Here is a 23,688-nt window from a genome sequence, read left to right as displayed (position 1 = left end):
ACCCCCGCTAAGCGCGCCTGATGGCTGACGATCAACCCAAGAACGACTACAAAGACACCCTCTTCCTCCCGGCGACCGAGTTCCCGATGCGCGGCGGCCTGCCCAAGAAAGAGCCGCAGATCCTGAAGCGCTGGGACGAGATGGGGCTCTACGGCAAGCTGCGAGAGGATGCGAAGGGGCGGACCCCTTACGTGCTGCATGACGGCCCGCCCTACGCCAACGGGCACCTGCACCTAGGCACGGCGCTCAACAAGACCATCAAGGACCTGATCGTCCGCACCCGACAGATGGCAGGCTTCGATGCGAACTACGTGCCCGGCTGGGACTGCCACGGCCTGCCCATCGAGTGGAAGGTGGAGGAGGCCTTCCGCGGCAAAGGACGCAAGAAGGAAGACGTTCCGCCCTCGGAGTTCCGCACCGAGTGCCGGGCCTACGCCGCCAAGTGGATCGACATCCAGCGCGAAGAGTTCCGCCGCCTCGGTGTCGAGGGCGACTGGCAGAACCCCTACAAGACCATGGATTTCGGCACCGAAGCCGCCATCGTCGCCGAGTTCCTGACCTTCGCCGAGAAGGGCCTCGTCTATCGAGGCTCGAAGCCGATCATGTGGTCGCCGGTGGAGCAGACCGCGCTCGCCGAGGCCGAGATCGAGTACCACGATCATCAGTCCACCACCATCTGGGTGCGCTTCCCGTTCGTAGACGCCCCGGCAGGCCTAGAAGGCGCGGATGTGGTCATCTGGACCACCACCCCCTGGACCATCCCGGCCAACCGCGCGGTCTGCTATGGTGAAGGCCTCGGCTACGGTCTCTACGAGGTGGAGAGCGTCCGAGACGACCTCGACTTCGCACCCTTCGCCAAGCCTGGCGACCGGCTGATCCTAGCCGATGCTCTTCATGAGGATGTCTTCGCGGCAGCCTTCGTCAGTGGTTTCAAACGCCTTTCCGATGTCGCACCATCGCAGCTCGCTGGCACCAAGCTGAAGCACCCCCTGGCCGGGCACGCTGATGCGTATGGCTTCGAGGTGCACATGCTGCCCGGCGATCACGTCACCGACGAGGCAGGTACGGGCTTCGTGCATACGGCACCGAGCCACGGCCAGGAGGACTACTTCGCCTGGCTCGCCGCCGGCCTGCCCCTCGACGCCATCCCCTACACGGTCGGCCCGGACGGTGCCTATACGGACGAGGCGCCAGGCTTCGAGGGCCGCAAGATCTTCCGCACCGACGGCAAGAAGGCGGGCAAGGACGGCGATGCCAACCCCGAGGTCATTAAGGCGCTGACCGAACACGGATCGCTCCTCGCGCGCGGCCGCCTCACCCACTCCTACCCCCATTCCTGGCGTTCCAAGGCGCCGGTCCTGTTCCGCAACACGCCGCAATGGTTCATCCGTGTGGGCGAGGGCGAAGGCTCGCTGCGAGAGGTAGCCCTCGGGGCCATCGAGGACACCGAGTTCTACCCCCCTTCCGGCCGCAACCGCCTGCGCGGCATGGTCGAGACGCGGCCCGATTGGCTCGTCTCCCGCCAGCGGGCCTGGGGTGTACCGATCACCTTGTTCGTGGACGCCAAGGGCGAGCCGCTGGTGGACCAGGCCGTCAATAAGCGCATCATCGAAGCCGTTCGCGAAGGTGGAGCCGACGCCTGGTTCGGTACGCCTGCTGAGGATTTCCTCGGCGGCTCCTACGATGCCAGCCAGTACGAGAAAGTGAACGACATCCTCGATGTCTGGTTCGATTCGGGCTGCACCCATGCCTTCACGCTGGAGGCGCGGGACGACCTCACCTGGCCCGCCGACCTCTACATGGAAGGCTCGGACCAGCACCGCGGCTGGTTCCAATCCTCGCTTCTAGAGGGCTGCGGTACGCGCGGCAGAGCTCCGTACAAGGCGGTCTTCACCCACGGCTTCGTCATGGACGATAAGGGCCGCAAGATGTCCAAATCCCTGGGCAATGTGGTGGGTCCTGACGAGATCACGAACAAATACGGCGCTGATATCCTGCGCATCTGGGTGGCGAGCTCGGACGTGCAGGAGGACATCCGCGTCGGTGACGAGATCCTCTCCTCCGCCGTCGATGCCTACCGTAAGGTGCGCAACACGCTGCGCTATCTTCTCTCCGCACTTGACGGCTACGACGCGAAGGAAGCGGTGTCGGCCTCTGAGATGCCGGAGCTGGAGCGCTACATCCTCCACCGGCTTCACGAGGTGGACGCCCGCGTCAGGAAGGGTTTCGAGGACTACAACTTCAAGGCCTCCTGGCGCGCGCTCTCCGAGTTCGCCATCCAGGACCTCTCGGCCTTCTATTTCGATGTGCGCAAGGACTGCCTCTACTGCGACGCGCCGGACAACGTGAAGCGCCGCTCCACCCGGACGGTCATGGCGCAGCTCCTGGAAACCATGGTCAGGCTCCTCGCCCCCGTCTGTCCGTTCACGGCGGAGGAGGTCTACGACCACTTCCCCGAAGGCCTCGGCGAGCGCAAACCCTCCGTGCACCTTCTTCAGTTTAGCGAACTCCCGGAAAGCTACCGCGACGAAGCGCTTGCCGAACGCTGGACCAAGCTGCGCGGCATTCGCCGTGTGGTCACCGGCGCCATCGAAGAGCGGCGCAACGAGAAGGAGATCCGCGGCAGCTTGGACGCGGCCACGGGCCTTTATATCGACGACGCAGAACTGGCCGAACTGGCGAAAGACCAGGACTGGGCCGAACTGGCGATCACCTCGCAGGCCATGCTTGGGCCGAGCCCTGCAGCGGACAGCGCCTTCCGCCTGGCCGAACAGCCGGGCGTCGCGGTCATCATCTCCCGTGCCGAGGGCGATAAATGCGGCCGGTGCTGGCGTATCCTGCCGGAGGTGCCGGAGGAAGGCGCTCTTTGCCTACGCTGCAAAGAGGCGACCGGAGCATGACCATCCTCTGGCCTCTTCCGCCGGTGCACAAGCGCCCGCTTTTCCGTATGGGGATGATCCTGGCGGCAGTGACCTTGGTGCTCGACCAGGCGACGAAGCTCTGGGTACTGCACCTTCTCGAGCTGCCGGGCCGGATCGGCGGTAAGGTCGAACTCAGCCCCATCTTTGACCTCACTTACGTAGAGAACCGAGGCATCAGCTTCGGCCTTCTCGCAGGGGGTATGGCGAGCCGGGTGTTCCTGTCGCTCGTTTCCATCGTGGTCTCCGTCTTCATTGTAAGGTGGCTCGCCAAGACCGAGCGGCGTTTCTCCGCCATTGCCGCCGGGCTGATCCTGGGCGGCGCGGTCGGGAACCTGATCGACCGGGTCTTCTACGGCTATGTGGTTGATTTTCTGGACTTCAGCGGCATCGGCTTCGGCTACGTCTTCAACGTGGCCGACGCCGCGATCAATATCGGCGTCGCCTTCCTCCTCTATGACTGGCTGGTGGTGGAGCGGCGCGAGCGTGCCGGTTCTTCATCCGGTTAGGTCTTGGTGGTTCCGCTCCCCCGTTGTAGGACGTGAGCCGCACAACAGTTCCGAAGGTGTCTATGCGTCGTCAGCTCGTCCTTTTGTCCTCCGCCGCGCTTCTGGCGGCCTGCAGCAGCGGTCCCCTTTCCGACCGCAACGCGCCGGACGAGTTCGCCGTCATCACCAAGCCGCCCCTCACCGTGCCGCCGGACTATGCGCTGGAGCCCCCGCGCCCCGGCGAGACCCGGCCCGAGGAGCTCTCCACCACCCAGCGCACGCAGCAGCTCCTCCTCGGTGATCAGTCTTCGGAGCCGCCATCGAACGGTGAGCTGGCCTTGGTCTCCGCCGTCGGCGCCCTCGATGTGGACCCCTCGATCAGGGCGATCCTCGCCGCTGAGAATGGCGGCCGCGCGGAGAAGAGCGACAGCCTCACCACCCGCCTCCTCTTCTGGGACTTCAACGGCGACGAGATCGACGACAGCCGCGCGCCGCTGGTGGTCGACAACCGTGAAGAGTGGCTCGAAGGCCGCCGTAACTCCATCCGCTCGGTGGTAGGCGAGGGCAACGCTGTGACCATCGCGACCGATGACCGGGGTATCCTCCGGCTTCCTGGGGTGAAGTAGGGATCAGAAGTCGCCCGGTGCCACCTGGGCGCAGACGATGCCGTTGCGCCGCCACATATCCACCACGCCCTGTCGGTCGTCGAAGACGAGGTCCGGCGGGAATGCTTCCTCCCGCAGCCAGCTCTCCTTGAGCGCGACGTCTGGCTGGTAGTCCTTCTCGGGCCGCATCCGGTTGGCGGTGACGCCCTCCCCCACATGCTGTGCGAGCCACTCATCGGTCTCGGCACGGACCTCGTCCGAGCGGCCTGACCAGATCTCCACCCGGTGCCCGGCGGCGCTCAGCTCCTGAAACATTGCGACGATCGGCCGGTTCGGCTCGTCATCGCTGCAGGCACGAAAAAAGGCGGGCCAGTTCCGGCGCCCGCCTTGAATGAAGTGCCTGCGATGCTCGATCAGCGCCAGCGTGCCGTCCAAATCGAAGACGACGAACAACGCCTCAGATAACGTCCGGGAAGAAGCGGCGCTTCACCAGGATAACGATAGCGGCGATCAACAGCACCGGACCGGTCACCACGCCGAGGCCGACCACGGCGGCACCGACAATCCCGGCGGCGCCGAAGGCGAGACTAAGCACGGTGGCACCCGCAGCGGTGACGAAGGAAACCGACGCCATCACCAGGCTCATCACCGCGCTGGCGATGCTGAAGGCGGCGGCGCTGGTCATCTGAATGAAGCCCTGCCCGGCGGCAGCCTCGCCGCCATGCACCAGCTCAGTGTTGCCGGTGAGGGTGACGGTCAGCGCCAAAGCAACCGTGGCGATGATGAAGGTACCGACGGCGGCGCCCGCTCCCCTGGCCATTTGGGTCCGGCGGCTCATGGCGTTTTCTGTCGGTTTCATCGTCGTTGTCCTCTCTCCTAGGACGCAACTGGGCAAAGCTTACCACATATTCAAGAGGAGCACAGTGCGAAAAGCGAGTTAATCGAGAGCAAATTTGTAAGACAGCATCTTGTAGCAGAGCTTAGCGGCCAGGAAATCACAACCGTGCAGCTCGGGCCGGGGCGCTAGCTCGACGATATCGGCGCCGACAACGTCCGCAATCTCGAATGTCCGGCGCAGGATGGGGATGACGTCGTCCCAGAACATGCCGCCTGGCTCCGGCGTCCCGGTGGCCGGCATGAGCGAGCTGTCGAAGCCGTCCACGTCGAAGGTGACATAGACCGGCTTGCCGCGCAGGTGCTCGACCGCCTCCTCCACGTCCCACTTAGCCTTCTCCCGCGCCCAGTGGATGCGGATGCGCTCGTCCTTGTGCTCCTCGTAGAAGGGGATTTCCGTGCGGCTGATGTTGCGGATGCCGAAGCTCGTCAGCGTCACGCGGTCATCGTCGAGGCACCGGCGCATGGCGTTGGCGTGGCTGTAATAGTCGCCGCGGAACATGTCGCGCAGGTCGGCATGGGCGTCGAACTGGAGGAGGTGCAGCTCGCCGTGTTTTTCGACCAGCGGCTTGATGGCGCCGGGGGTGATCGAGTGCTCACCGCCCAAAGTCATGGGAAAGGCGCCTGCGTCCAGGGTCTTGCGCACGAGGTCTTCGAGCTGGCCCATGCCCTCCTCGATGGTGGGGGCGATGGGGCCGGTCTCGACGATCTCCTCGTTGAACTTTCGGATCGGCTCCTGCCAGAGCTCGTCGTCGAAAAGCTCCACCTCCTTCGCCGCCCGGAAGATCGCCTGGGGCGCCTTGGCCGTGCCGCCCTCGTAAGAGACGGTGTCCTCGAGGCCGAAGGGGATGATGTGGACCTTCGGCGCATCATCAGGCGCCGGGATGCGATCGTGTTCGAACATGAGGGTCATGGGTGAGGTTTTCCGAGAGGGTGGAATATAACTTCCGTAGGTTTTTACTCTGGGAGGTTTCCGTCGTGAAGCTTTCCCTGGCTATTGGAACGATTTTCTTCGTAGTTGGGTTGAGTGCTGACCTCTACGGACTGGTTAGCGCGAGTTCCGCGGGGTCCGAGTTCACAAAACTAGCCTTTTCAGGAACCGTAGGTTTCATCTGTGTAGGCACGGCTGTGAATGCCATTTGGCACTTGCTGGCGTTACTATCTGGGTGGCAGTTGAAGTCTTGAGGTCCTTGTAGGGCGGCTCGCGAAGCGTGCCGCCGTTCATAAGCGCTACCGTCGAAGGCGGCACGCTTCGCGAGCCGCCCTACGGTCCTACTCCAACCCCTTCCGTATATAAGCAGGCAGCGCAAACGCCGCCGCGTGCACCTCCGGCGTGTAGTACCCCATCTCCAGCGGGTTGGCCGACGTCCGCCGTGCCAGCCAGGTCTCGTCGTGCGGGTACTGAGCGTCGGACGCGAAGCCGAGGGTCATCAGCCCGCCCGTATAGGTCGGCACGGCCGCGACATAGAACTCGACATTGGCGAAGCTCTTCTCCTGGCGCTCCTTGATCATCTTCGGCTCCCAGGGCTGCAGGAAGGGGAGGCCTCCCTGCACCGTGAGGATGCCGCCGGTGTTCAGAACACGCTTGCAGCCTGCGTAGAACTCCTCGGTGAAGAGGACCTCGCCGGGGCCGACGGGGTCGGTCGAATCGACGATGACCACGTCGAAGCGCTCGTCGGTTTCCTCGACATATTTCGCGCCGTCGGTGATGACGATGTTCGTGCGCGGATCGTCGAAGGCGCCGTTCGAGGTCTCAGGGAACCACTGACGAGCGAACTCGATCACGTCCTTCTCGATCTCGACCAGGGTCGCACTCTGGACGGACTTGTGACGCAGCACCTCGCGCAGGATCCCGCCATCGCCGCCGCCGATGATGAGGACCCGCTTCGCCTCGCCGTGTGCATAGAGCGGCACATGGGTCAGCATCTCGTGATAGACGAACTCGTCCGAGGACGTCATCTGAATGATACCGTTCAGCGCGAACATTCGTCCGTATTTGGCGTTCTCGAAGACGACGAGGTGCTGGTGGTCGATCTCATCGTCGAAGAGGACCTTGTCCACGCGGGCGGAGTGGCCAATGCCCTCCTCCATCTCCTCCTTGAACCAGAGCTCGCCGCCGATCTTATGCAGGTACTTGCTCATTCGCCTATCTCCAGGTCACTTCGTGAGAAACAAGTTCACACCCCGTGATCGTAATTTCCAAACCCGACTGCAAAGCCATACGAACGCCGCCGTCCCCTTCTTCAAACTCGTGAATCTGGTTGGAAGGTCCCCAATCATTCGCATAGTCAATTTCGAGCTTATGTTGCGGCACCAACTCGATCTTGTGGATACTTTCTGAACGGATGATTTTTAGCCGGAGCTTCCGACCGACGATGCAGAACTCGCCCAACGTCGCGTCGTGCCACTCAAACCCATCCAGAGTTATCTCCATGGCAGCCTACGCCACACCCTCGCCGCGGTAGAAGGTCTGCACATTAGCTTCCTCGGCTGAGAACGCTTCGCGCAGGATGTCCACGGCCAGCTCCGGCTTGGCGTCGCCGCACATGAAGACGTCGAAGGCGGCGTAGTCGCGCTCCGGCCAGGTGTGTACGGAGATATGGCTCTCGGCCAGGACCGCCACGCCCGACAGCCCGCCCGACGGCAGGAAGGTGTGCACGTGGATATGGAGCAGCGTCGCCCCGCACTCGCGCACGATGCGCTTGAAGGTGGCCTCCATCAGCGCCTTGTCGGTCAAGTTCTTCGCGCCCAGAAGGTCGATGATGAGGTGGGTTCCGGCATAGACCTTGCCGCCCCGCTGAATGAAGTGGTCGGCCTCGGTGTTGCCCGCGAGGATGTCGTTGGCGGGGGTGAGTTGCAGTGCAGTCTGGCTCATCGAGTCATCTCCTCGGCTGCCATCTTCTGTTCGGCGCCGGTATGATAAAGTGAAGAAAAAGGTTCGTCGGTCAGCCCGGCCTCAAGATACGATCCGTATCCGTTGAAGCCGGTCACCATACTTCGTCCGTAGGCCCCTAGAGTGCCGAACTCGATATAGTCGCCCTCCTGCGTATCTACAGGCAGAAAGAAGGGGCCACGCATCTGGTCGGCGTCGTCGCAGGTCGGACCGTAAAGACCGAAGGTCTGCTCCTCGCCGCCGCGCGAGAGGTTCTGCGCCGGATAGCGCCAGCCCAGGTGCGCCGCGTCGTAGAGCGCTCCGTAGGCGCCGTCATTGATGAAGAGCGAGTCGCCCCGCCGCCCCATCACCTTGACGATGACGCTCTCCGCATCGGCCGAAAGCGCCCTGCCCGGCTCGCACCATAGCTCTGCGTTCGCCGCCGAGGGGAAGGTCTCGAAGCAGCGCTCGATCTCGGCAAAGTAGCGCTCGAGGCTGGGCGGCTCCATGCCCGGATAGACCGCCGGAAAACCGCCGCCCACGTCGAGCACGTCGAGGATCACTCCTGCCCGCCGCACGGCCCTTGCCGCCCGGTCGAGAGCACCTTTGAAGGCCACCGGGCTCATGGCCTGGCTGCCTACGTGGAAGCAGACGCCTAGACGCTCGGCCCGCGCGCGGACCTGCTGCAGAAGCTCGGCATCGGTATCCTCGCCGGCGCCGAACTTGGAGCCGAGGCTGATCTTGGCGAGGTCCGAGCCCACTTGAAGGCGGACGCACAAAGTCAGATCACGGGCGTCCGGCAGCACCCGCTCGAACTTGGCCAGCTCCGACAGGCTGTCGAGGCTGAAGATGCGCACGCCGTGCTCTTGATACGCCTCGAGGATCGCCGCCTCGGCCTTGACCGGGTGCATGAAGCCGATCGTAGCACCAGGCGCATGGGCGCGGACAAGTTTGATCTCGGTGAGGCTCGCCGCATCGAAATGGTCGATACCGCCCTGATGCAGCGCTTCGAGCAGCCACGGCGCAGGGTTCGCCTTCACCGCATAGAAGACGTGGCCTGGAAAACGCTCCTTGAAGAAGGATGCTGCCCGGTGCGCCAGGTGCGGACGGCGGCAGAGCACCGGCCTCTCGGGCGCGAGTTTCGCGACTAGCTGCCGCGCGTTATCGAATTGGACCACCGCATGGGACCCCCGTGTGTAAGACGACTACGAGGCTCCCCGCCCCCTGACCGCCGTTAGACATGAGTGCCGGACCCCGTGCAGTGGGCCTCCTCAACCGTTCGGAGGCTTTAGGTGGGATACGGCAGAGCGCGCCGCTAGCGCCCTTGGCGACAATTGTAAAGTTGTGAAGTGAAGGGGGTGTCTTCAACGGTGAGACGGGTTAACGCTTGCCCAGAAAGCCGCGAGGAGGCGCAAGTTCCATGCATATTTCCAGGCGTACCGCCCTTCTGACCGGCCTTGCAGGCTCCGCCGCGGCCTGCGCCACCAAGCCCGAACTCGGCACGTTCAAGGCGGAAGCGCTGGCCGAGGAAGCGACCTTCTCCTGCGGTGTGGCCTCGGGCGATCCGGCGGAGGACAGCGTGGTCCTCTGGACCCGCATCGGCGGGGTCGAGGGCGGCGCGGTACCCGTCCAGGTCGAGATCGCCGAGGATGCGAGCTTCTCGCGGCTCGTCTGGACCGAGCGGACCGAGACCGATGCCTCGCGGGACTACACGGTGAAGGTGGTGGCCGACGGCCTTGAGCCGGGCCGCCGCTACGCCTACCGCTTCATGGTCTTCGATCGGGTGAGCCCGGTGGGCATGACGAGGACGCTGCCTCAGGACGCCGAGCGGGCCAAGTTCGCCGTGGCGAGCTGCTCGAACTACCCCTTCGGCTACTTCAACGCCTACGACCACATCGCACGGCAGGACGATATCGACGCTGTGCTGCATCTCGGCGACTATATCTACGAGTATGGCCGGGACGCTTACGGCGGCGAGAAGGGCGAAAAGCTGGGCCGCCAGCACGAGCCTACCCATGAGATCGTGGCGCTCTACGACTACCGCCGCCGCCACCGTCAGTACAAGGCCGACCCCTCCTCCCGCAGGATGCACGCGGCGCACCCGCTGATCGCCGTATGGGACGACCACGAGACGTCGAACGATAGCTGGCGGGACGGGGCGGAGAACCACGACCCGGCAACCGAAGGCCGGTGGGAGGCAAGAAAACTCGTCGCGCTCCAGGCCTATTACGAGTACATGCCCGTGCGCGACCCGGCGCCCGGCGGCGCGCGGGAGGCGCTGTTCCGCTCCTACTCCTGGGGCAAGCTCCTGACCCTGACGGCTATCGAGAGCCGCCTGACCGCAAGGACCAAGCAGCTTCAGTACAGCGAGATCGTCCCCACCCTGACCTCGCCCGAAGCCATCGACCGCTTCCGCCGCGAGGTGCTCGGTGATCCGTCTAGGGAGCTTCTCGGCGACGCCCAGCGGCAGTTCGTAGAAGGTAGCCTGGCTGCGTCGGTGAACTCGGGCGCCACCTGGCGCCTGATCGCCAACCAGGTGCTCTTCGCCCGCGTGGCGGCCCCTGACCTCGGCGAGTATGTGAGCGAGGACGACATCGCTGTGATCGAGCCGCAATGGCCCGAAGTGCGCGACTTCCTCACCTTCTCCGCCCTGGGGCTGCCCCTCAACACCGACAGCTGGGACGGCTATCCTGCGGCTCGCGAACGCTTCTATGATGCAGCCGAGGCGGCGGGGGCCAGGGACCTCATCGTCCTCACCGGCGACACCCACCAGTTCTGGGCCAACGACCTCAAGCGCGACGACGGGCGCGACATGGGGGTCGAACTGGGCACGACGGGTATCACCTCCCCCGGCCCCGGCAGCTATCTCGGCGACAAGGCCTTCGACTACACACTGCTTCTCCGCCGCGAGAACCCGGAAGTTCGGTACACGGACCCGGTCAGCAACGGCTACTTCCTCCTGGAGCTCGATGGCGACGAGGGCCATGTGGACTTCATCGCCATGTCGACGATCGAGAGCCCGGACTACATGGCGCTGCGCTCGGCGGCCTTCGACCTGAAGCGCCGTCGGGGGACGGTCGAGCTCGCCAACCCCAGGGGCCTCGGTTTCAAGGAGCGGGTGCTGTACCGGTAGAGCCGTAGGGCGGTCAGCTCGCAGAGTTGGCCGCGTTTGCGAGACTCGGCGCTTAGAACGCGGCCAGCTTCGCTGACCGCCCTACGGGTTGGGTCCTTGTTGCAGCGCCCGTTCCTTAGCACTCACTTTCCCTATAGCGCTCACCACGGCGAAGACCATGGTGCCCAGCTCCTATGGGTGCGATCATGTTCAGCCTTCAGGTGATGGGTCCCACGGTCTTCGCTGCGCTGCGCCGTGGGAAGCGTGCCTGTGGAACGTTGGTTCAGCACCAAAACCTGCCCGTAGGCAGTTCACCGGAAGCGGGGAGCGCGCGGGCGTGGCCACGGCTGGTGGTGTTGGTTCAATCTAGGGTCGGCCGTGGCCTGAAGTGACCAAACCACCGCCCGCGCGCTGGGCCTTCTTCTTCTGGCGGCCGATCCGCAGCTCTCGCCATCCGCCTGTCACTATACACAAGGCGCGAAGACCCGTCCGGACCCAAGAGAAGTGACGTCTCTCCCCCGCAAAGACCGGACAAAAGGGTTGTAGCTGAAACTGCGAGGGCGGGGATAAGTTGGCTGGTGCCGCTGCCCCCTCCGCCCTTCGGGCACCTCCCCCATTCCATGGGGGAGGGAAGCAGAACTAGCCTTCGCCACCTACTTCGCTCCCCCACCTCGTGGGGGAGCGAAGTAGGCTGAGGGGGCGGGGCGCGGCAGACGATCAGGAGACAGGCAGCGGCCCTACGCCTTGCGGCCCGCCACTTTGGCGATCTCGGCCTCGACCTTTTCTTCCACGATGGCGCGGAGGTTGTCATCGAGCCAGGCCTTCAGCATGGGGCGCATCATGTCCTGGACCATGTCCTCGAGGGTCAGGGGCGTGCCCTTGGAGACCTCGATGCCCTGGCGGAGCTGGGCGAAGGCCTTGGCGGCGCCGGAGCTGACGGCTTCGTCGAGGAGGCCCGTAGCGGTGTCCTCCGAAGTCTTCTCGACACCGGCCGCGGGTTCTTTGGACGCCTCGTCGAAAGTGGTGTCGGTCGGCGCCGCAGTTTCCGTCGCGACCGCATCGGGCTCCATCGTGGCGACAGAGGCGGGGGCCGGTTCGGCGGGAGCTTCGGGCTGGGCAGTCGCCATCTCGGCCGGAAAGGGCTCGGGAGCAGCGGCGGCAGGCTGAGCTTGCGGCTCTGCAGCGGGCTGGGGCGCTGCTGGCGCTGGAGCAGGCTGGGGCGCCGCGACGACCGGCTCGGCGGCAGGCACGGGAGCGGCGGGCTCGGCGCTCGTCACCTGAACCTGGCGGAGCTGGTCGGCGAGGCTGGGCTCGGGCGCCGCCGGGGCCGGGGCGGCGGGCTGAGGTTCGGCCTGCTGCTCCCGCAGGGCGACGGTGTTGGTGGTGTCGGGGTTCAGCGCGGGCCGCGGCTCGTCCTCGTCATGGATGATCTTGCGGATCGAGGCGAGGATCTCGTCCATGCTCAGTTCGCTTTGTGCCGCCGCCATCGGACCAACCTCACTCGTCAACCTTAAGCGCCTACCATCCAATTGTTCGGACTCGGGAGCAAGGCCACATACACGGGAAAGTGGTTAACGCAGCGTTTACTATTCAGCCGCGCGAACAGGAAAAAGTAAAGAAAGTCCCTAGAACTGGAAGGCTGCCTTCTTGCGGAAGCCGGGCAGGATGCCGGGAGGGTAGCTCTCGAACAGGCGCCGCTCGCCGTAAGCTTCGCCGGAGCGGGTGTAGAGCGTGGCGTGCCCCACCCGGCCCTCGCTCTTGATGGTCACGAGCCGCCCGACATCCTCCTTGAGCTGGGAGAGAAGCGGCTCCAGCCCCTCCTCCACCCCGTGGGCGATGACGATGACGTCGTAAGGCCCCTGGTTCGGGCAGCCCTTGGTCAGGGCCTCGTTCATCACCACGGCGTTGTCGATGCCGAGCTCGGCCAAGCGGTCGGTCGCCTTGGCCGCGACGGTCTCGTTCTCCTCGATCGCCACCACCACCGAGGCGAGCCTGGCGAGAACGGCCGCGGAGTAGCCGTAACCGCAGCCGATATCGAGCACGAGATCGGTGGGCTGGATCGCCGCCGCGTTCACCAGCTTGGCGAAGTCACGCGCCTCGATCAGGTAGCGGTCCTCGAACAGGGGCACGTCCTGCTCCACATAGGCCAGAGCGCGCTTGTCGGCGGGCACGAAGCGCTCACGCGGCAGCTCGAGCATCGCGGCCTGCAGCGCGAAGTCGGTCACGTCGTTCGGCCTGACCTGGCTGTCGACCATGTGTTTGCGTTGGGTTGCCGTGTCCAAGGGGCGCTCCTTCGGGCCTTCTCTTCTCGTTCGCCGGGCTGATAGAACGCTTTTGACGGCTTGGATAGGGCACCGGGCCGCTAAGTGGGAACCGGTTCGCGGCGCAAAAGATGCCTGAGCCGAGACGCCTACCGCTTGTGATTGTCGCGGGCCTCGCCTAGAGACGCACCTCGGACGGCACCATGGCGGAGTGGTGACGCAGCGGATTGCAAATCCGTGTACCCCGGTTCGATTCCGGGTGGTGCCTCCAACTTTCCAATAGTGGCGCTACCGTCGGCCTGACCGGCCTCCTACTTGAGCGCTGGCTCGACTTCGCTTTCGCTTCGCTCGCGTTCTCGGTGACTTGGGTTGGTTTGTGGCTTCTCCTCCGTCGTGGGGAGCGACGGTTGGTCTGCTTCCCTCCCCCATACCATGGGGGAGGTGCCCGTCAGGGCGGAGGGGGCCGCTGCCCCGCAACCCCCCTCTTTCCGCATGGTTAGGGCGTGGCCCCTTGGCCGCAGGTGAAAAAAAACACACGACCTTCTTGAATTCGATTCCACATTTTCAATGTTTTTCGATAAAGGGCGGTCGGGATCGGTCGTGGGGAACGACAAGGTGGAGGTCAGGAATGCTTAGGGGTACGCAGCATCGGTTGGGTGCATTGGTGGCGATAGCCGCCCTTTCCGCCTGCGCCACCCCCGGCCCGAAAAAGGCGCTGGAGCCGATCGAGGCCGAGCTCGATAGCTGGGCGTCCATCGTCGCCGCCGAAGAGGCGCGGCCGATCACCGGCAACTGGCTCGGCGATCTCGGCGATCCGGTGGCCACCAATGTCGTGGCCGATGCCCTGACCAACAACTTCAATCTCAAGGCACAGCTCGCCCGCGTGAACGCCCAGCGCGAGCAGGCCCGCGCGGTGAGGGCCGGGCTGTTCCCGCAGCTCAGCCTGGGCTTCAACGCCAGCCGGTTCGGCGGCCCGATCATCGTTCAGGGTCAGCAGCTCGGCGATACCTTCCAGACCAACTTCGACCTCGGGCTGAGCCTCAACTGGGAAGCCGATGTCTGGGGCCGCCTGACGGATCAGACCCGCGCCGCCTATCTTGATGCCGCGGCCCAGCGTGCCGATTTCGCCGCCGCGCGGCTGTCCCTCGCAGGCAACGCGGCCCAGGGCCATTACGCCCTGACCGCCGCCCGGCTGCAACGCCAGCTCGCCGAGCGTGATGTGGCGACCGGCCAGGCCAACCTCAACATCATCGAGCGCCGCTACGAGCGCGGCATCTCCACGAGCCTCGATCTGCGCCTGGCCCGCTCCAGCCTCGCCAGCTCCGAAGCGGCGCTGCAGTCGCGCATCCAGCAGGAGCTCGAGGCGGGCCGCCAGCTCGAAGTGCTGCTGGGCGAGTACCCCGCAGCCACCATCGAGGCGGCCAGCGACCTGCCCGCCCTCGCCCCGCTGAGGACCGCCAGCGGCGCGCCCCTCGGCACGCCGGAGGAGCTTCTCAGCCGCCGCCCCGACATGGTGGCCGCCGAGCGGCGCTTGAAGGCGGCGGGTCTGAGGGTCAGCGAGGCGCGCAAAGCCTTCCTCCCCCGCCTGTCCCTCGCCGCCAACGCCACCAGGAACGCCGTGCCGGGACCCGGCTCCAACGCTGCCGACATCAACGACGTCTTCGACTTCGACATCGAGGGGCTGACCAAGACCCTGTTCGGCAACCTGACCCAGCCGATCTTTCAGGGCGGGCGGCTCATCGCCAATGAGCGCGCGGCCTACGATCTGGCCCAGGCCGCCCTCTACGACTACGGTCAGACGGCGCTCGACGCCTGGCGCGAGGTCGAGGACGCGCTCGCCGCCGAGGACCTTCTGACGAGCCGCGAGCGCGCCCTGCAGCTCGCCTTCGAGGAGGCCGCCGCCGCCGAGGACCTGACCGAGCGCCGCTACCTCGCCGGCACCACCAACATCTTCGACCTGATCAGCGCCCAGCAGCGCCGCATCCAGGCCGAGGGCCAGCTCATCGACGCCCGCCGGACCAGGCTCACCAACCGGGTGGCCCTGTATCTGGCGCTGGGCGCCCCCTATGTCCTGCCGGGGGAGACCACCCTGGCAGACGCCGCCGGCCCCGACGCCGAAACGCCTGAAGGAGGCGTCCTATGATCCGCAAATTTATCGTCCTTCTCGGCGCCCTCGGGCTCGGTGTCTTCTTCGTCGCGCTGATCGCCATCGGCGGCAGCATGCGTCCCGAGCCCGAGCGGGTGGAGGCGGAGCCCGTAGCTCCTATCGCCTTCGTCCAGGACGTGAACTACAAGCCGACCACGGTGGAGGTCAGGACCCAGGGCGAGGTTCAGCCCCGGCGGCAGATCCAGCTCTCGGCGCAGATCGCAGGTAGGGTCTCCAACGTGTTCCCGTCCTACGCCGATGGCGGCACCTTCAAGAAGGGCGATGTTCTCCTCGAGATCGAGGACGCGGACTACCGCCTCGCCGTCACCCGCGCCCAGGCCACCGTCGCCCAGGCCGAGCAGCGCCTGGCGGTGGAGGAGGCGGAGGGTGTTCTGGCCGCCCGTGACTACGAAGAGCTTTCGGGCCGCGACGCCTCCAGCGATCCCTCGCTCCTGGCGCTGCGCAAGCCGCAGCTCACCGCCGCCAAGGCCGACCTCGCCTCGGCTAAGGCGAACCTGGCCGATGCCCAGCTCGCCCTCGCCCGGACCAAGGTGCGTGCGCCCTTTGACGGCCGTATCCGCACGGTGACCGCCGATGTCGGCCAGTATGTCTCCCCCGGCTTCAATCTCGGCGAGATCTTCGCCACCGATGTCGCCGAGATCAGGCTGCCGCTGACCGACGAGGATCTGGGCAAGCTCCAGCTCCCCTTCGCCTTCCAGGCCGAGGCGGGCGAAGGCCCTGCGGTCGTGCTGACCGCCACGGTGGCGGGCCAGCCGCGCACCTGGCGCGGCCATGTCCGCCGGATCGACGCCGCCATCGACAGCTCCACCCGTCAGATCGCCGCCATCGCCGAGGTCCAGGACCCCTACGGCGAGGGCGCCGATGACGGCTTCCCCCTCGCCTTCGGCCTGTTCGTGGACGCGGTCGTCACCGGCCCCGAGATCGGCAACGCGACACTCATCCCCCTCCTCTCCCTGCGCCGCGACGGCCAGGTCTATGTGGTGGACGAGATGGACGAGCTGCAGCTCAAGCGGCCCGAGATCGTGGCGCAGATCGGCGGCGGCTTGCTTGCCACCGGCGGCCTCGACGAGGGCGACCTCCTGGTGACGAGCCCGGTCAACTCCGCCGTCGGCAGCCGGGTCCGCCCGCTCTACGAAGGCGGCGAAAGCGCCAGCCGCCGTCCGCCCGAAGCCGACGAGGGTGACGCGGACGAAAGCGCCGCCACCGCCCTCAGCGGTGAAGCCGATACGGGGACCAACCTATGAACGGCCTGATCGGATGGTGGGCCAAGAACTCGGTCGCCGCCAATCTGCTGATGTTCTTCATCATCATCATTGGCATCTTCACCTACAACAACTCCCTCAGCCGCGAGACCTTCCCCTCGGTCGCCCAGGAAGCGGTCGAGGTGAACATCTCTTGGCCCGGCGCCTCGCCCACGGATAGCGAGGAGCAGCTCCTCCTGCGCATGGAGGAGGCGGTCGCCAATCTCGAGAACATCGAGGAGCTGACCTCCACCGCCTATGAGGGCGGCGCCTCCATGACCGTGGAGATGGAGAAGGGCGGCGATTTCGACAGCTTCCTGAACGAGGTGAAGTCGCGCATCGACGGCGTGTCGAACCTGCCCCAGGACAGCTTCCCCCCGGTGGTGCGCCGTCAGAACTTCCAGCAGGAGCTCGCCTTCATGGACCTGACGGGCGACGAGACCGTCGAGTTCAGGGACCTCAACCGGCTGGCGCGGGAGCTCCGCGACGAGCTCGCCGCCCTCCCCGGCGGCTCTCCGATCGTCGATGTGGACGGTCTTCGCACCGAGGAGGTCTCGATCGAGATCTCGGAGACGGCCCTCAGGCGCTACGGCCTCACCTTCGGCGAGGTCGCCCAGGCCGTGCGCCGGGCGTCCCTGAACCTGTCCATGGGCGAGGTCCAGACCACCACCGGCAACATCCCCCTCGCCACCAGGAACCTCGCCGACACCTCGGAAGAGTTCGGCGAGATCGTCGTGCGCCAGAACCTCGACGGCTCGATCATCCGGGTGAAGGACATCGCCACCGTCATCGACGGCTTCCCGGACAGCAACTACATCTACGAGATCGACGGCAAGATCGGCATGACCCTCACGGTCCGCCAGCCCACCGACTCCGACGTCATCGCCATCGTCGACGTCCTCGAGAACTGGGTCGAGGAGCGCAGCAAGACCCTGCCCCCCGGCGTCGAGCTCACCTTCGCTTTCACCCTGGCCGAGTTCTATGAAGGCCGTTTCAAGCTGGTCACCGGCAACGCGGCGCAGGGCCTCGTCCTCGTCCTGATCATTCTGATGTTGTTCCTACGCCCCACCGTGGCGTTCTGGGTGGCGGCAGGCATCGGCGTGTCGTTCCTCGGCACCTTCATCCTGTTCCCCATCTTGGGGGTCAGCCTCAACATGCTGTCGCTCTTCGGGCTCCTGCTCGTGATCGGCATCGTGGTGGACGACGCACTGGTCGTGGGCGAGAGCATCAACCGCCAGGTGGAGGTCGGCAAGACGGGCCTCGACGCTGCGGTGATCGGTACGCAGATCGTCGCCAAGCCGGTGCTCTTCGCGGTGCTGACCACCATGCTGGCTTTCTCCCCCTTCCTCATCATCGGGGGCGATTTCGGCGGCTGGTTGTCCTCGATCTCCTGGGTGGTGATCCTGGCCTTGACCTTCTCGCTGATCGAGAGCTTCCTGATTCTGCCCAGCCACCTCGCGCATCTCAAGCCGCCCTCGGATACGGGCATTCTGAAGTTCCAGCGCAAGCTGGCCGACGGCCTCCTCTGGTTCGCGGACCGTTTCTACCGTCCACTGATCACCATGGCGATCCACGGGCGGGCCATCACCATCACCTTGTTCATCGGTCTCTTCGCCGTCTCAGTGGCGCTTCTCAACCAAGGCTGGATCCAGTTCGCCTTCTTCCCCGACGTGGAGAACCGCTTCATCCAGACACGGATCGCCATGCAGCAAGGCACCTCCTGGGAGCGGCAGATGCAGGTCTTCGACCAGGTCCAGGCCGCCGACGCCGAGCTCCGTAAGGAGCTTGAGGAACGCCTGGGCAAGGACGTCGTCAACAGCACCTCGACCAGGGCGTGGACCGGCACCGTCTTCAGCTTCAACGTCTTCCTCGACAGCGAGGAGCGCGGTGACATCACCATGGCCGAGATCGGCGATATCTACCGCGACAAGATCGGCCCCGTTCCGGATGCGGAGGAGATCGAGATCAGCTCGAACTTCTCCGGCTCGAACAACCGCTTCTTCCTCTCGATCGAGGCCACCGATCTCGACCAGGCGGCGGCCGCCAGCAACGAGATCAAGGAGTATATGCGCTCCGTGCCCATCCTCTACGATGTGCGCGACAACCTCCAGGCGCCGCTCGACGAGAAGCGCCTGGTGCTCAAGCCGGGTGCGGAGCGTTTCGGCGTGACCGTGCAGGACGTGGCGCTGCAGCTTCGCCAGGCCTATTTCGGCGAGGAGGTCCAGCGCCTCCCCCGCGATGGCCAGGACGTGCGCGTCATCGTGCGCTACCCCGAAGCCCAGCGGCGCAGCCTGGAGGGGCTCTTCTCCGACTTCCGCATCAGGACCCCCGACGGGCGTCAGATCCCCATCTCCTCCGTCGCCGAGTTCGAGAACGGCCCCGCCGTCCGCTTCATCCGGCGCACGGACAGGAAGCGCTCGGTCACTGTCTTCGCGCGCATTCGCGACGGCGCCGATGCAGGCCCCTTCCGCGGCCAGTTCTACGGCCAGGTGGTGCCGGAGATCCTGTCGAAGTACCCGGACGTCTCGGTCAAGCAGCGCGGCGCGGACCAGGAGCAGAACAAGTTCCTGGGCGAGCTCTTCGTGCTGAGCATCGCGGTGCTCTTCGGCATGTATATGCTGCTGGCCATCGCCTTCGGCAGCTACTTCCAGCCGATCCTGATCATGTCGGCGATCCCCTTCGGCTTCATGGGGGCGGTGTTCGGCCACCTGATCTGGGGCGTGGACTTCGCCATGTTCTCCTTCTTCGGCATCGCCGCCGCGGCAGGGGTGGTGGTGAACGACAACCTGGTTCTGGTGGACTATGTGAACCGCCTACGCAGCGAGGGAGCAGGCGCGTTCGCCGCCCTGGTCGAGGCCGGCACGGTGCGCTTCCGCCCGATCCTCCTCACCTCGGTGACGACCTTCATCGGTCTTCTGCCGATCCTCTTCGAGCAGAGCCTGGACGCGCAGTTCCTGAAGCCCGTGGTGATCAGCCTCGCCTTCGGCGTGCTGTTCGCGCTCTTCGTGACGCTGTTCTTCGTCCCGGCCATGTACGCGGTGGGCGCGGACATCCAGCGCTTCTTCCGAAGCCTCTGGACCGGCGAGCGCCAGCCCCGCCTGGGCGAAGGCGCGTCCCTCGACGGCATCCCGGAGATCAAAGGATCGGGCCAGCACGCTCCGGCGGAGTGATCCGTCTTAACTGGCGCTTAACCCTAAGGGAGGATGAAGGAAGGGTCTTCTTCTCCCAGGAAGACATACCCACCATACCCCCAAAGGAACGGTCTCGCTTCGGCGGGGCCGTTTCTCTTTGCGGCGGCTCGAACCCTTCCAAAAAATTGCCGGGCGAGCGCGAACAGGGCTTTTCACCTCAACCCCGATGCGCTATCGGCGCCCTTCGTTCCGGTGTAGCTCAGTGGTAGAGCAAGCGACTGTTAATCGCTGGGTCGGGGGTTCGAATCCCTCCACCGGAGCCACTTCCCGACATGAAGAGAGGTTGCGTTGAGAGCGTTTCTTCGGATGTCTCTACCGCTCGCGCTGGTCGCCTGCTCCGAGCAGCATGCAGGGGAAGCTGCTTCCCGCGACCTTTCCGCCGAGCGTTGGGCCGAAGCCTGCGAGGACTGGGACGAGTGGGACAAGCCCGGCCCGCCCTTCCGCGTTCACGGCAACACCTACTATGTGGGAACCTGCGGCATCGCCGCGGTGCTGATCGCAGGCGAAGAGGGCCACGTGCTGATCGACGGGGGCACCGCTGAGGGAGCGGCTCTGATCGCGGCCAATATCGAAGCGCTCGGCTTCGACCTGGAGGACGTCGAATTTCTCCTGCACAGCCACGAGCATTTCGATCACGTGGCGGGTCTGGCCGAGCTGCAGCGGCGTAGCGGCGCGAGGCTGATCGCCTCGAAGGCCGCCGCACCGGTGCTCTCGACCGGCGAGGACGCCCCCTCCGACCCCCAATACGGCATGCACGAGCCCTTCCCCGCCGCCGAAGTCAGCGCGGTGGTGGAGAATGGAGAGACGGTGCGTCAGGGTGGGCTCGAACTCACCGCCATCGCCACGCCGGGCCATGCCGCGGGCGCGCTGAGCTGGCGCTGGGAGAGCTGCGCCGAGGAGGGCTGCGAGACCATCGTCTACGCCGACAGCCTCTCCCCTGTAAGCAGCGACGACTACCGCTTCTCGGACCACCCCGCCTATGTGGAGGCCTATGAGGCGGGGCTCGACCGCCTGGCCGCCAGCCCCTGCACAATCCTCCTCACCCCCCACCCCTCCGCCAGCGGCATGCGAACAAAGATCGAGGGCGGAGAAGGACTGCGGGACGAAGCAGCCTGCGCGCGCTACGCCGAGCGCGTCCGAACCCGCCTGCGCGTGAGGCTAGCCCAGGAGAACGAGCCGGCAGGCGATTGACGATTGATCTGCCGCCCCGTTTGCGGCAATCCCTACCCCCACAAAGCCCCTATAGCTCAGCTGGTAGAGCAACTGATTTGTAATCAGTAGGTCGTTCGTTCGAGTCGGACTGGGGGCACCACTTTCCGTACGATTGCCATGTTCTCGTCCAAGGCCTGCGAACCGCCTCGGGGTGATGGCGTTTGCCGCGGAGCTGGCTATGAGGCCTGGACCGTTGGGAGACCTTGCAGATGACCACCTATCACGAGCAGCGCGAGTGGTTCCTGGCTTGGGTTCGGGACGATGCCCTGCCTTTGTGGTCTTCAGCGGCGCTGGACCCGCGCGGCGGCTACCACGAGTCCCTCACCCATAACGGCGAGCCGGTCGTGGATGCGCCCAAGCGTTGGCGGGTGCAGGCGCGCCAGGCGTTCTCCTTTGCGCGGGCGGAGCTGCTGGGTCTGATGGCGGATGGCCGCGCCGCGTCGGATCACGGCTGGCGCTTCATGATCGACCGGGGGCTTCTGCCCAAGGAAGGCTTCGTGCCCAGCTTCGTCCACGTGTTCAGCCCCGAGGGCGAGGTGCTGAACGACACGCGCGACGGCTACGACCACACTTTTGCCCTCCTCGCCTCGGCCGAGCGGCGGGCGGTCTATGACGACCCGGAAGCCGAAGAGGTGGACAGCGTGGTGGAGGGCTACTTCTCCGCGCTTCGGCACGAGCATGGCGGCTACGCCGAGGCCTTCCCCCCCTCCCTGCCCCGGCGGCAGAACCCGCATATGCACCTCTTCGAGGCGTCCACCTTGCGGTTGGAAGCCGGTGCTTCAGCCTTCGCAGAAGAGGCGCAGCGCGAGGTGCTTAGCCTCTATCACGAGCACTTCTGGGACCCGGATAGGGGTGTACTCCTGGAGTTCTTCACCGAGGATTGGATACCCGACCCTCGCAAGGGCGCACTGATCGAACCAGGGCACATGACGGAATGGCTCTGGCTGCTGCAGCGGGCTGGCGAGACCGACCTTCCGCACCTCGTCACGCTGTACGAGAACGCCAGGCGGCTGGGCCGTATCGGAAGATATGGCATCCTGAGCGACGAGGTCGATCTCGCCGCCGACGAGGCTCTGCAGACGGGGCGCCTGTGGTGTCAGACCGAGCATATCAGGGCGGCAGCAACCCTTGGCCGTCTGACCGGCGAGGCCGCCTACCACGAGGAAGCGGGCAGGCTGCTCGAGACATTCGTCGAGCTCTACCTCGCTCCTGTCGCCAAAGGCGGGTGGGTCGACCGGCTGAACGCCGACGGCAGCGCCGCGTCGGAACTGATGCCGACCAGTCTTCTCTACCACATCATCACCCTGGCCGATGAGCTGCTGGCCTATGATGGTTAGCGGCTGGACTTGCAGGCCGGTGGAAAGCTAACCCCGCCCGAACCGGAAAGGGAGTCGCACCATGCGCATTGCAATGATCGGTACCGGCTATGTGGGGCTCGTCTCGGGGGCCTGCTTCTCCGATTTCGGGCACGACGTCATCTGCGTCGATAAGGACCGAGGCAAGATTGACCGGCTTCTGGACGGTGTGATGCCGATCTACGAGCCGGGTCTCGACGTGCTGGTCGAGAAGAACGTGCGCGCGGGAAGGCTCTCCTTCACCACCGATATCGCCGAGGCCGTGCCGGGGGCGGACGCGGTGTTCATCGCCGTCGGTACGCCATCGAGGCGAGGTGATGGGCATGCCGACCTCTCCTATGTCTACGCCGCCGCCGAGGAGATCGCCGAGGCGATCACCGACTACACCGTGGTGGTGACCAAATCGACCGTACCCGTCGGCACGGGCCGAGAGGTGGCCGAGGTCATCAAGCGGACCCGCAAGGAGTTCGCCGAAGGTGTGCACTTCTCCGTCGCCTCGAACCCCGAGTTTCTTCGCGAGGGCGCGGCCATCAACGACTTCAAGAAGCCCGACCGGGTCGTGGTGGGTACGGAGGACGAGCGCGCCGTGGAGGTGATGCGCGAGATCTACCGACCCCTCTATATCAGCGAGACGCCTATCCTATTTACCAAAAGGGCGACCTCGGAGCTGATCAAATACGCGGCCAACGCGTTTCTCGCCACCAAGATCACCTTCATCAACGAGATGGCGGACCTCTGCGAGAAGGTGGGCGCGGATGTGCAGCAGGTGGCCAAGGGCATCGGGCTGGACGGCCGTATAGGGACGAAGTTCCTCCATGCCGGGCCTGGCTATGGCGGGAGCTGCTTTCCCAAGGACACGCTGGCGCTGACCAAGACCGCCGCGGATTTCGACTCCCCCGTGCGTATCGTCGACGCGGTGGTCGAAGCCAATGCCGAGCGGAAGAAGAGCATGGCGGGGCGGATCGTTCAGATGCTGGGCGGCACGGCAGAGGGCAAGACGGTGGCCATGCTCGGCCTGACCTTCAAGCCTAATACGGATGATATGCGCGACAGCCCCAGCCTCGATATCGTACCCATGCTGAGAGAAGCGGGCGCCTCGATCAGGACGCACGACCCGGAGGGGATGGAAGAGGCCCGCAAGCTACTGGGCGAGGACGCCATCACCTACTGCACCGGCCCCTACGATGCGTGCGAGGGGGCCGACTGCGTGGTCATCGTCACCGAGTGGGACGCCTATAGAGCGCTTGACCTCAAGAAGATCAAATCGGCGCTTAACACGCCCATCATGGTCGATCTGCGCAACATCTACCGCCCTGAAACGGTGCGCGGGGCAGGCTTCCAGTACCGCTCGATCGGCCGCGAGTAGTCGCCT

19 protein-coding genes and 3 tRNA genes are annotated in these 23,688 nt (G+C 65.4%); 13 read left to right on the top strand and 9 right to left on the bottom strand.

Features of this window, described 5'->3' with window-relative positions:
- Positions 1–20: 20 nt before the first annotated feature.
- The 3 genes from ileS to NOG11_RS02215 all read left to right on the top strand — a co-directional run bounded on the left by ileS (position 21) and on the right by NOG11_RS02215 (position 4,032).
- Positions 21–2,900, top strand: a complete 2,880-nt coding sequence (ileS, locus tag NOG11_RS02225) for an isoleucine--tRNA ligase (protein WP_256617995.1) — start codon at positions 21–23, stop codon at positions 2,898–2,900.
- A complete protein-coding gene (gene lspA / locus NOG11_RS02220; protein WP_256617994.1) occupies positions 2,897–3,427 on the top strand; it encodes a signal peptidase II in 531 nt (176 codons plus the stop codon). The genes ileS and lspA overlap by 4 nt, the downstream gene beginning before the upstream one ends.
- A 62-nt stretch (positions 3,428–3,489) precedes the next feature.
- Positions 3,490–4,032 carry a DUF3035 domain-containing protein gene (locus tag NOG11_RS02215; RefSeq protein ID WP_256618237.1) on the top strand — a complete coding sequence of 181 codons (543 nt, stop codon included), beginning with the start codon at positions 3,490–3,492 and terminating at the stop codon, positions 4,030–4,032.
- Positions 4,033–4,035: 3 nt separating this feature from the next.
- Here NOG11_RS02215 and NOG11_RS02210 read toward each other — a convergent pair whose 3' ends face one another.
- From NOG11_RS02210 to NOG11_RS02180, 7 genes are all read right to left on the bottom strand, one after another.
- The gene (locus NOG11_RS02210) at positions 4,036–4,464 is read right to left on the bottom strand and encodes a phosphatase domain-containing protein (RefSeq protein ID WP_256617993.1); all 429 of its coding nucleotides are present in this window, start codon (positions 4,462–4,464) and stop codon (positions 4,036–4,038) included.
- Positions 4,465–4,468: 4 nt separating this feature from the next.
- The gene (locus tag NOG11_RS02205) at positions 4,469–4,870 is read right to left on the bottom strand and encodes a hypothetical protein (RefSeq protein WP_256617992.1); all 402 of its coding nucleotides are present in this window, start codon (positions 4,868–4,870) and stop codon (positions 4,469–4,471) included.
- A 78-nt stretch (positions 4,871–4,948) separates the two neighbouring features.
- Positions 4,949–5,818: an agmatinase gene (gene speB / locus NOG11_RS02200; RefSeq protein ID WP_256617991.1), complete on the bottom strand. Its 870-nt coding sequence runs from the start codon at positions 5,816–5,818 to the stop codon at positions 4,949–4,951.
- A 359-nt stretch (positions 5,819–6,177) separates the two neighbouring features.
- On the bottom strand, positions 6,178–7,047 hold the full coding sequence (gene speE, locus NOG11_RS02195; protein WP_256617990.1) for a polyamine aminopropyltransferase: 870 nt from the start codon (positions 7,045–7,047) through the stop codon (positions 6,178–6,180).
- Between the two features lie 4 nt (positions 7,048–7,051).
- On the bottom strand, positions 7,052–7,339 hold the full coding sequence (locus NOG11_RS02190; protein ID WP_256617989.1) for a hypothetical protein: 288 nt from the start codon (positions 7,337–7,339) through the stop codon (positions 7,052–7,054).
- Between the two features lie 6 nt (positions 7,340–7,345).
- On the bottom strand, positions 7,346–7,780 hold the full coding sequence (gene speD / locus NOG11_RS02185) for an adenosylmethionine decarboxylase (RefSeq protein ID WP_256617988.1): 435 nt from the start codon (positions 7,778–7,780) through the stop codon (positions 7,346–7,348).
- Positions 7,777–8,955: a type III PLP-dependent enzyme gene (locus NOG11_RS02180; RefSeq protein ID WP_256617987.1), complete on the bottom strand. Its 1,179-nt coding sequence runs from the start codon at positions 8,953–8,955 to the stop codon at positions 7,777–7,779. The genes speD and NOG11_RS02180 overlap by 4 nt, the downstream gene beginning before the upstream one ends.
- A gap of 242 nt (positions 8,956–9,197) precedes the next feature.
- Between NOG11_RS02180 and NOG11_RS02175 the strand changes: the two genes are divergently transcribed.
- Positions 9,198–10,910, top strand: coding sequence for an alkaline phosphatase D family protein (locus NOG11_RS02175; protein WP_256617986.1), 1,713 nt, complete (start codon positions 9,198–9,200; stop codon positions 10,908–10,910).
- A gap of 716 nt (positions 10,911–11,626) precedes the next feature.
- Here the strand turns inward: NOG11_RS02175 and NOG11_RS02170 are convergent.
- Both NOG11_RS02170 and NOG11_RS02165 read right to left on the bottom strand, forming a co-directional pair.
- A complete protein-coding gene (locus tag NOG11_RS02170) occupies positions 11,627–12,349 on the bottom strand; it encodes a DUF2497 domain-containing protein (RefSeq protein ID WP_256617985.1) in 723 nt (240 codons plus the stop codon).
- 165 nt (positions 12,350–12,514) lie between these two features.
- Positions 12,515–13,171: a protein-L-isoaspartate O-methyltransferase family protein gene (locus NOG11_RS02165; protein WP_256617984.1), complete on the bottom strand. Its 657-nt coding sequence runs from the start codon at positions 13,169–13,171 to the stop codon at positions 12,515–12,517.
- Between the two features lie 176 nt (positions 13,172–13,347).
- On the opposite strand from NOG11_RS02165, the gene NOG11_RS02160 reads away from it, so the two are divergent.
- The 9 genes from NOG11_RS02160 to NOG11_RS02120 all read left to right on the top strand — a co-directional run bounded on the left by NOG11_RS02160 (position 13,348) and on the right by NOG11_RS02120 (position 23,682).
- A tRNA-Cys gene (locus tag NOG11_RS02160) sits at positions 13,348–13,421 on the top strand.
- Positions 13,422–13,778: 357 nt separating this feature from the next.
- Complete coding sequence (locus NOG11_RS02155) at positions 13,779–15,293, top strand: efflux transporter outer membrane subunit (RefSeq protein WP_256617983.1); 1,515 nt, start codon at positions 13,779–13,781, stop codon at positions 15,291–15,293.
- Positions 15,290–16,561: an efflux RND transporter periplasmic adaptor subunit gene (locus NOG11_RS02150; RefSeq protein WP_256617982.1), complete on the top strand. Its 1,272-nt coding sequence runs from the start codon at positions 15,290–15,292 to the stop codon at positions 16,559–16,561. The genes NOG11_RS02155 and NOG11_RS02150 overlap by 4 nt, the downstream gene beginning before the upstream one ends.
- The gene (locus NOG11_RS02145; RefSeq protein WP_256617981.1) at positions 16,558–19,728 is read left to right on the top strand and encodes an efflux RND transporter permease subunit; all 3,171 of its coding nucleotides are present in this window, start codon (positions 16,558–16,560) and stop codon (positions 19,726–19,728) included. Before NOG11_RS02150 ends, NOG11_RS02145 begins: the two co-directional genes overlap by 4 nt.
- Positions 19,729–19,937: 209 nt before the next feature.
- A tRNA-Asn gene (locus NOG11_RS02140) sits at positions 19,938–20,012 on the top strand.
- Positions 20,013–20,055: 43 nt separating this feature from the next.
- Positions 20,056–20,940 carry a subclass B3 metallo-beta-lactamase gene (bla, locus tag NOG11_RS02135; RefSeq protein ID WP_256617980.1) on the top strand — a complete coding sequence of 295 codons (885 nt, stop codon included), beginning with the start codon at positions 20,056–20,058 and terminating at the stop codon, positions 20,938–20,940.
- A 45-nt stretch (positions 20,941–20,985) separates the two neighbouring features.
- Positions 20,986–21,061 (top strand) — tRNA-Thr (locus tag NOG11_RS02130).
- 109 nt (positions 21,062–21,170) lie between these two features.
- Complete coding sequence (locus NOG11_RS02125; RefSeq protein ID WP_256617979.1) at positions 21,171–22,298, top strand: AGE family epimerase/isomerase; 1,128 nt, start codon at positions 21,171–21,173, stop codon at positions 22,296–22,298.
- A 61-nt stretch (positions 22,299–22,359) separates the two neighbouring features.
- Complete coding sequence (locus tag NOG11_RS02120; protein WP_256617978.1) at positions 22,360–23,682, top strand: UDP-glucose dehydrogenase family protein; 1,323 nt, start codon at positions 22,360–22,362, stop codon at positions 23,680–23,682.
- Positions 23,683–23,688 lie beyond the last annotated feature (6 nt).

Origin of the sequence: Parvularcula maris, from assembly GCF_024505085.1 — a bacterium.
GTDB classification, from domain to species: Bacteria; Pseudomonadota; Alphaproteobacteria; order Caulobacterales; family Parvularculaceae; genus Parvularcula; species Parvularcula maris.
The sequence above is the reverse complement of the archived record's forward strand: the minus strand, read 5'-3'. Positions and strand labels throughout refer to the sequence as shown.